This window comes from Yoonia sp. (assembly GCF_046292185.1).
Lineage (GTDB): Bacteria > Pseudomonadota > Alphaproteobacteria > Rhodobacterales > Rhodobacteraceae > Yoonia.
In genome coordinates this window covers 1-7,170 of sequence record NZ_JBKBQY010000125.1, presented here as the reverse complement: position 1 = coordinate 7,170, position 7,170 = coordinate 1, and the positions used below count along the sequence as shown (strand labels likewise).

Here is a 7,170-nt window from a genome sequence, read left to right as displayed (position 1 = left end):
TGTTGCGCTGAAATAGCCTTGCTTATGGCCTTGGGCGGTTTCGGGATGGATCTTGATCACGATCCGCTGGCCGGGGTGTTCGGTCTGCGCGTAGAACAGCATCTCGCGGAAGGTGTTGCTGCCCGCGCCGCTGGCGGTGATCGAGGCATCCTTGCGGGTCTGATCGATGACCAGCACATATCCCGGCGTTGGCGTGGGCGTATCGGGGTCAAAGCAGGTGTATTTTGACAGATGATCCCGCTGCATCACGGCGATCCCCGCGCGCGCGCGGTTCAGCAGGACGGTATCATCAAGCGGGTTGTCCGTCAGAATCCGTTCCAGATCGCTGGGCAGTGCCGGGTCGAAATGCACGCCACGCCGGTCGATGTTCAGCCCCAAGGGCAGATCACCTTCGTGGCCGGGGCGGACCGAACGCAAGAAAGCATCCTCGATCCGGACAAGTTGCGCGCCTTTGTGCCGAGCGACAGCCTCGCCCCTGGGGGCGGTGGGGCTGTGGCCCCAGACCCCGATCAGATCACCCGGGCCGGGCGCGCCCAGCCGGATATCATAACCAGAAAGCGTCAGAATCCTCCTGATCCGCGGCTGAGTCAGAAAACCGCCTGAATAGACGTAAAGATTCTGGCGGTTTCTATCTGTCATATCTGAAGGTTATGCCAGCCCTGGCATCTTGGCCAGCGATGCAGTGTTTCGGGAAAGCATGAAGCGTGATGGTCCGCTTTTCGCGTGCGAGCGCCGCGAGAGGCAGCGAAAGGCGATGCAGGTTTTCCAAAACGGTTTAGCTGGCCAGACGCGGGCTATGTTCCGCAGGTGGGGTCGCGGTCAGCCGCGCGCTGTATGGGTCCTGCTCTGCCAGCATCAAAGCCACCAACTGCTGTGTAAGCTGCCGCCGCCCCTTGGCGGAATAATAGCCGCCGGGGATCTGACTGGTTTCCAGCAGGAATTGCCGGAAATCGCGATAGGCCTGCTGGTCGGGCACCTGGGGATCGGCGAAGAAGGCGGGCAACGGCTGACGCGACACGAATTCCGGCTTGTCATAGACGGCGGTGCCGAAAATCCGCAGCGGGATACCGCGCCACAACACCTGCTGCCCCGCAGTGGAATTCACTGTGACCGCAGAGCGCGCCGTGTCAAGCAGATGGGCCAGTTTGCCCCCGCGCACATAATGCACACGTCCCGCGATGCCGTGCGCGCGGGCGGACAGCCGGATCAACCGGCGCAGGGGCTTGCGCCCGTTTTCTAGCGGATGGGCCTTGAAGACAAGATGGTGATCAGCGGCGGCCCCTTTGGCAAAACCGGCGATGACCACCTCGATAAAGGTTTCCATATCGTGAAACGGGGAATGTGACTGAAAGCTCGAATCATGTTCCAGTTGCAGCAGGGCGAGGTGGTAGGGATGGCCGCGTGCCTTAATCCGCATCGTGGCCAGCGCGCGTCCCAGCGCGTGAAACGGCATCATCAGCAGGCGCTGAGAATAAAGCCGCGCTTCGGTGCCGACGGGCAGGGCGCGGTGCGGACAGAAATGCGGATAGCGCCGGTTCCGGAACATCACGAACCAATGATATAGCGCGCCGTAAAAGATATGCTGCCGCATGTCGCCCCAATGCGCAGGCGGCACGGGCAGATCGCGTCCCTGTTGCGCCAGATGTGCCTGCATCTGCGGCACATCAAATGTCATCAGCCGGGAATTGCCATTGCTGCCCTCGCGTTCATAGGTGACCCAATAGGGGCGCAGATAGCCTTCTTCAAAAACATGGATGTTCAGGCCGGCACTGCGCGCCTGCCGGATCGCCTCTGCGTGGATCGGGCGGGTGTCGCCGTAAAGCACGATATCGGTGATGGATTTGTCGCGCAGAATGGCGGCCAGCGCATCCGGCCAGGCATTGGGGGATTGCTGGAACGGCAGATAACCCGGATCATTTGACCAGTACGATTCGTCGCCCGCGTTGAATCCGACGCGCCAGGCCGAAACGCCTGTACTGCGCAAAACTTGCGCAAGCTGCCCGAAGAACGGACCATGTGGTCCCTGTAGAAACAGAAAACTGCGGTGAATATTCATGCCGCTTTACCCGGAAAACTCTTTAACAACATGGCTTGGCTACCTCATGAATTTGGCCGGAATGAGGCAGAGCCGTTGCTGGCTCATCTTGTCGCGCCGGTCACAAGAGGCTAGGTCAGGACAAGCGGATAGGGAAATCATATGTTCACGGGAATTGTCACGGATATCGGCAGGGTGCTGGAACTGGAACAGCAAGGCGACCTGCGCGCACGGATCGGCACCGGTTATGATGTGGCGGGGATCGATATCGGTGCCTCTATCGCCTGCAACGGGGTCTGTTTGACTGTCATCGCGCTTGGGCGCGAACCGCAAAACTGGTTTGACGTGCAGATTTCGGCGGAAACCGTCGGGGCCACCAATGTCGGCGGCTGGGTCGTGGGCAAGCGCCTGAACCTTGAACGCGCATTGAAGGTCGGGGATGAACTTGGCGGTCATATCGTATCGGGCCATGTCGATGGCGTGGCCGAGGTTGTGGCCATGCGCGACGACGGCGATAGCACGCGGGTGACGTTTCGCGCGCCCGAAGCCTTGGCGCGGTTCATTGCGCCCAAAGGATCAGTCGCGCTGGACGGCACCTCGCTGACGGTGAACGAGGTTGCGGGCCGTGATTTCGGCATCAATTTCATCCCACATACCAAGACAGCAACAACATGGGGCGACGTGGCCGTCGGTGATCTGATCAATATCGAGATTGACACGATGGCCCGCTATGTCGCCCGCCTGCAGGAATACGCCTGATGTCGGGGATCGGACATAATTCGGGGCTGTCGGTTGAGCCGGGCCATAGCTGGCGCAAACATGTCTGGACAAAGGCGCGCCGCGATCTGCTGCCGGTCCTGCCGATCGAGGTGGTCCGCCTGCGGGTCAAACGCGCCGCAGAACTGGGATTGCCGTACAAGACCTATGCCGGGATCAGGGCCAGCAACGGCCATGACCTGATCGGTTTCCTGTTTTCCAGCAATGCATTGCGCGTCTTGCGCGACGGGCAGGCCTTGCCGGCGGACCGTGCTGATCGGCTGGACCGGCTGGTCAATACCGCGCGCCATGCGCTGGCGCACCGTCCGGTGACACCCACGCATCTGGCGGCCCTTCCGGCGATTGACCGGGCCTTTGCCGCGCCGCGCTTTACCGACAGCTGGTCTGTCATGCGCCGCGATCTGAACGCAATCACCGCAGAGCTGCGCCAACCGGGTGATCGTTTCGTGCTGGTCGGCGATACTGATTTCGAACGGGAATGGGTCGCCGCCGCGCGACTTGCGGGCTATGTCAGCGCCGAGGCTTTCTTTACGTAACGGGGATCATGCTCCGGCCTGCGTCGTCCGGCCCTTTCCAAACAGCGGATGCTGGGCTATCTGGCAGACAAACAAGCTGCGGGGTCGCTCATGTCATCTACCTATGAAACGCCGGGTCCGGTCGAGATCGACTGGTCGGACGCGATCAGCAAGATCGAAGATATCATCGATGATGCCCGCAACGGGCGGATGTTCATCCTTGTCGATCACGAAGACCGCGAAAACGAAGGCGATCTGGTCATCCCCGCACAGATGGCCACACCCGATGCGATTAATTTCATGGCCAAGCACGGGCGCGGCTTGATCTGCCTGTCGCTGCCCGGCTCGCGCATTGATGCGCTGGGCCTGCCCTTGATGGCGTCGAACAATTCTTCACGCCATGAAACCGCCTTTACCGTCAGTATCGAGGCGCGCGAAGGGGTCAGCACCGGCATTTCTGCTACCGACCGGGCGCGCACCGTGTCCGTCGCTATCGATGCCGCCAAAGGGGCCGCTGATATCGCGACACCGGGGCATGTGTTCCCGCTGCGTGCCCGCGAAGGCGGTGTGCTGGTCCGCGCCGGCCATACCGAAGCGGCGGTGGATATCAGCCGGCTTGCCGGGCTGAACCCCTCCGGCGTGATCTGCGAGATCATGAAAGAAGACGGCGAAATGGCGCGTTTGCCCGACTTGATTGCCTTTGCGCAATTACATGGGTTGAAGATCGGCACGATCAGCGACCTGATCGCCTATCGGCGTCGCCATGACAACCTGGTGGTAGAGCGCAGCAGCCAGAAGGTCACATCTGAATTTGGCGGCGACTGGGATATGCGGATTTTTGTCGATGAAACCCAGGGTGCCGAACATATCGCGCTGATCAAGGGCGACATCACCACGCCCGAACCGGTTCTGGTGCGGATGCATGCCTTGGACCCGATGACGGATGTCGTCGGTGTCGGCCCCAAGGGGCGGCGCAATGAATTCGGTGATGCAATGCAATTGATCGCCAAGGAAGGGCGCGGCGCGCTGGTCCTGCTGCGCGATCTGCATATGAAACTTGACCCTTCCGAAGAAGCCAGCCCGCAAACCCTGCGCCAATACGGTTTGGGCGCGCAGATCCTGTCGGCGCTTGGCCTGCATGAAATTACGCTTCTGACAAACTCGCCCATGCCCAAGGTGGTGGGGCTGGATGCCTACGGTCTGGAAATCACAGGCACCCGCAAGATATCGGAGATTGGCTGATGGCCGGACCCTCACACCACATTCTGCCGCTGCCGGAATTCGATAAACCCGTCAAAATCCTGATCGTGGCCTCGCCTTATTACAAGGATATCAGCGATCACCAGATTGCCGGTGCCTTGGCCGAGATTGAAAAGGCGGGTGCCAGCCATGACATGGTCCATGTGCCCGGCGCGCTGGAAATCCCAACCGCTATCGGCATCGCCGCAAGGATGAGCAATTTTGACGGCTATGTCGCGCTTGGCTGTGTGATCCGGGGTGAGACGACGCATTACGACACCGTGTGCAACGACAGCAGCCGCGCGCTGCAATTGCTGGGCCTGCAGGGGCTTTGCATCGGCAACGGCATTCTGACGGTGGAAAACCACGCGCAGGCCGCGGTGCGCGCGGACCCGGCACAGATGAACAAGGGCGGTGGCGCTGCTGCTGCGGCGCTGCATCTGGTGGCACTGGCGCGCAAATGGGGCAAGGCGGAAAAGGGCGTGGGCTTCACCCGTGACATCCTGATGGCAGGTAATTCGACAGCATGACTATTTCTAATAACCAGCGCCGCAAGATGAAATCTGCCGCACGTTTCTTTGCCGTGCAGGCTCTGTTCCAGATGGAGGCGACGGGCCAAACCGTCGAACGCGTCGTGCAGGAATTCGAGGATCACCGCTTTGGTGAGATCATCGACGATGTCGAGATGGCCGAAGGCGACGTCGATACTTTCCGCCGCATGATGGATCGCGCCGTCGACCTTCAGGCCAGCATCGACCAGATGACCGACCGTGCGCTTGTCGTCAAATGGCCAATCGCCCGGATCGATCCGACATGGCGCGCCTTGTTCCGTGCCGCCGGGGCGGAATTGCTGGACCAAGACACACCGCCCAAGGTGGTAATCAGCGAATTCGTCGCCGTGGCCGAGGCTTTTTCGCATGACGGCAAGGAACCAAAGTTCGTCAACGCTGTTCTAGATCATATGGCCCGTGAGGCGCGGCCAGAGGCGTTCTGATCCCGGCCCGCATGGCCTGCTGAAAATCGGACCTTCTGGCGTGGAAATGCAGGTGTGTTCGCGGTTTGCGCGGAATGACCGGCTCTGACGACAAGCGCAGACGCAGGCGACGCTTTGCGCATTGTATTCCGGCGCAGGCGGCATAGGTTGCAAGGTGGAGGTGCCGGCATGACACAGAACAACGAACCAAATCCGATGCAGATTTATTTGCGCCATTGCGCTGTCGGATTTCTGGCGGCGGCGGTCTTTGTCGCGATGCTGCTGTTTTACGACATCGCGCGGCTGGGGACGCTGGTGGCCGGGTCCGACATCGGATGGCTTGCCGTTTTCCTGCTGTGGTTCTTTCACGGAACGATCTTTGGCGGCGTGCAATTTGCCGTGTCGATCATGTTGGATGCGCAGGACGACACTGACGATGACGATCATCAGGGCGGTCGGATGATCCCGATCCGGGTGCCAGCGCAATCGCGCCGGAGGTGACGGGCACCACCTCTGCCGTAGCGGTAGCTAATCCCGAGGACCTGTTTTTACAGGTGGGCGCCAGATAGACTGACCAGGGCCAGAACAGAGCCAGCTCCCTCGGAGTTGCTTAAGGCCACTGGATTTGTACCGATGGTATACGAGCAGCGCAGAATTCCCGTCACCATCTGAAATAGAGATCAGCGGAGCAAAGGACAAGTGGTCACGTTCATTGCAGGCAACCGCCTTGCATTTTGTTCACCTATTGTTCAAGTTTAAGTCATGCAGAATCCCGACGTTCTTCTTCAGCCCGGTCAGTTGCTGGCGCGCGGCGTCTGCCGCCACCTGCGGGATCTGGATTTCGTCAGCGTGGTGGAACTGGTGCCAGCGCGCGGGCTGCGCGTCGATGTGATGGCCTTGGGTCCCAAAGGCGAAATCTGGGTGATCGAGTGCAAATCCAGCCGAGCCGATTTCATGAGCGACCAGAAATGGCAGCATTATCTGGCTTGGTGTGATCGGTTTTTCTGGGCCGTGGATCAGGATTTTCCCTTTGAACTGCTCCCGGATGAAACCGGGCTTATCCTAGCCGACAGCTATGATGCCGAAATCATCCGGCACGGGCCCGAAACCAGGCTGCCACCGGCACGGCGCAAGGCGATCACGCAGAAATTCGCGCGCCACGCCGCGATCCGCGCGCAGATGGCGCGCGATCCGGGATTTGTCACCGCTTTTTGACAGCGCGTGCTGCCTTGGCCGCGGCGCGTATTTCATCGGCAATCTCTTCGGCCTCTTCAGGTTCGAAATCCATCGGGATTTCGGTGCTGCCTGCCTCAATAAAGATGCGGACCATGCCCAGTTCGGTCGGCCCGATCTGCATATTGGCCTCGATATCGCGTTCATTGTTGATGCCCATGATGTTTTCCTTGCTGATCTGACACTGCCTACAGCGCCACGCAATCGCTTGGCAAGGGCAGGGTGCGTTGATCTGATGAAATCCCCCGGCTAGGACTTGCATTCATGCGGGCATGCCGCTAAATCCCGCGTCAGTGCCGCCTTAGCTCAGTTGGTTAGAGCGCTTGATTGTGGATCAAGAGGTCGCTGGTTCGAGACCAGCAGGTGGTACCACCCCCTTGTCAGGCCGCAGATGTTGA

At 60.2% G+C, this 7,170-nt stretch carries 9 protein-coding genes, 1 tRNA gene and 1 pseudogene; 8 read left to right on the top strand and 3 right to left on the bottom strand.

Going from position 1 to position 7,170, the window contains the following annotated elements; translation table 11 throughout:
- Together ACK4TM_RS16275 and ACK4TM_RS16270 are read right to left on the bottom strand one after the other, a co-directional pair.
- A pseudogene (locus tag ACK4TM_RS16275) lies at positions 1 to 639 on the bottom strand (capsular polysaccharide biosynthesis protein); the annotation flags it as partial.
- A 136-nt stretch (positions 640 to 775) separates the two neighbouring features.
- On the bottom strand, positions 776 to 2,056 hold the full coding sequence (locus ACK4TM_RS16270) for a capsule biosynthesis protein (RefSeq protein ID WP_409703228.1): 1,281 nt from the start codon (positions 2,054 to 2,056) through the stop codon (positions 776 to 778).
- 141 nt (positions 2,057 to 2,197) lie between these two features.
- On the opposite strand from ACK4TM_RS16270, the gene ACK4TM_RS16265 reads away from it, so the two are divergent.
- The 7 genes from ACK4TM_RS16265 (at position 2,198) to ACK4TM_RS16235 (ending at position 6,754) form a co-directional block, all read left to right on the top strand.
- A complete protein-coding gene (locus ACK4TM_RS16265) occupies positions 2,198 to 2,794 on the top strand; it encodes a riboflavin synthase (RefSeq protein ID WP_409703225.1) in 597 nt (198 codons plus the stop codon).
- Positions 2,794 to 3,348, top strand: a complete 555-nt coding sequence (locus tag ACK4TM_RS16260; RefSeq protein ID WP_409703223.1) for a hypothetical protein — start codon at positions 2,794 to 2,796, stop codon at positions 3,346 to 3,348. Before ACK4TM_RS16265 ends, ACK4TM_RS16260 begins: the two co-directional genes overlap by 1 nt.
- 48 nt (positions 3,349 to 3,396) lie before the next feature.
- Positions 3,397 to 4,569, top strand: coding sequence for a 3,4-dihydroxy-2-butanone-4-phosphate synthase (gene ribB, locus ACK4TM_RS16255; protein ID WP_409703220.1), 1,173 nt, complete (start codon positions 3,397 to 3,399; stop codon positions 4,567 to 4,569).
- On the top strand, positions 4,569 to 5,096 hold the full coding sequence (locus tag ACK4TM_RS16250) for a 6,7-dimethyl-8-ribityllumazine synthase (RefSeq protein ID WP_409703217.1): 528 nt from the start codon (positions 4,569 to 4,571) through the stop codon (positions 5,094 to 5,096). The genes ribB and ACK4TM_RS16250 overlap by 1 nt, the downstream gene beginning before the upstream one ends.
- Positions 5,093 to 5,560: a transcription antitermination factor NusB gene (nusB, locus tag ACK4TM_RS16245; RefSeq protein WP_409703214.1), complete on the top strand. Its 468-nt coding sequence runs from the start codon at positions 5,093 to 5,095 to the stop codon at positions 5,558 to 5,560. The genes ACK4TM_RS16250 and nusB overlap by 4 nt, the downstream gene beginning before the upstream one ends.
- Positions 5,561 to 5,728: 168 nt before the next feature.
- Positions 5,729 to 6,040 (top strand): hypothetical protein, encoded by a 312-nt coding sequence (locus tag ACK4TM_RS16240; protein ID WP_409703211.1) that lies wholly within the window; start codon positions 5,729 to 5,731, stop codon positions 6,038 to 6,040.
- Between the two features lie 261 nt (positions 6,041 to 6,301).
- Positions 6,302 to 6,754: an MmcB family DNA repair protein gene (locus tag ACK4TM_RS16235; protein WP_409703208.1), complete on the top strand. Its 453-nt coding sequence runs from the start codon at positions 6,302 to 6,304 to the stop codon at positions 6,752 to 6,754.
- Here ACK4TM_RS16235 and ACK4TM_RS16230 read toward each other — a convergent pair.
- Positions 6,741 to 6,932 carry a DUF6324 family protein gene (locus tag ACK4TM_RS16230; RefSeq protein WP_409703205.1) on the bottom strand — a complete coding sequence of 64 codons (192 nt, stop codon included), beginning with the start codon at positions 6,930 to 6,932 and terminating at the stop codon, positions 6,741 to 6,743. The genes ACK4TM_RS16235 and ACK4TM_RS16230 overlap by 14 nt on opposite strands.
- A 135-nt stretch (positions 6,933 to 7,067) precedes the next feature.
- On the opposite strand from ACK4TM_RS16230, the gene ACK4TM_RS16225 reads away from it, so the two are divergent.
- Positions 7,068 to 7,144, top strand: a tRNA-His gene (locus ACK4TM_RS16225).
- Positions 7,145 to 7,170: the final 26 nt, after the last annotated feature.

Excerpts from the sequence above, each read along its gene's own strand:
- ACK4TM_RS16260 (WP_409703223.1), top strand. The coding sequence starts at position 2,794 with ATGTCGGGGATCGGACATAATTCGGGGCTGTCGGTTGAGCCGGGCCAT.
- ribB (WP_409703220.1), top strand. The coding sequence starts at position 3,397 with ATGCTGGGCTATCTGGCAGACAAACAAGCTGCGGGGTCGCTCATGTCA.
- ACK4TM_RS16250 (WP_409703217.1), top strand. The coding sequence starts at position 4,569 with ATGGCCGGACCCTCACACCACATTCTGCCGCTGCCGGAATTCGATAAA.
- ACK4TM_RS16240 (WP_409703211.1), top strand. The coding sequence starts at position 5,729 with ATGACACAGAACAACGAACCAAATCCGATGCAGATTTATTTGCGCCAT.
- ACK4TM_RS16230 (WP_409703205.1), bottom strand. The coding sequence starts at position 6,932 with ATGGGCATCAACAATGAACGCGATATCGAGGCCAATATGCAGATCGGG.
- ACK4TM_RS16235 (WP_409703208.1), top strand. The coding sequence starts at position 6,302 with ATGCAGAATCCCGACGTTCTTCTTCAGCCCGGTCAGTTGCTGGCGCGC.
- nusB (WP_409703214.1), top strand. The coding sequence starts at position 5,093 with ATGACTATTTCTAATAACCAGCGCCGCAAGATGAAATCTGCCGCACGT.
- ACK4TM_RS16270 (WP_409703228.1), bottom strand. The coding sequence starts at position 2,056 with ATGAATATTCACCGCAGTTTTCTGTTTCTACAGGGACCACATGGTCCG.
- ACK4TM_RS16265 (WP_409703225.1), top strand. The coding sequence starts at position 2,198 with ATGTTCACGGGAATTGTCACGGATATCGGCAGGGTGCTGGAACTGGAA.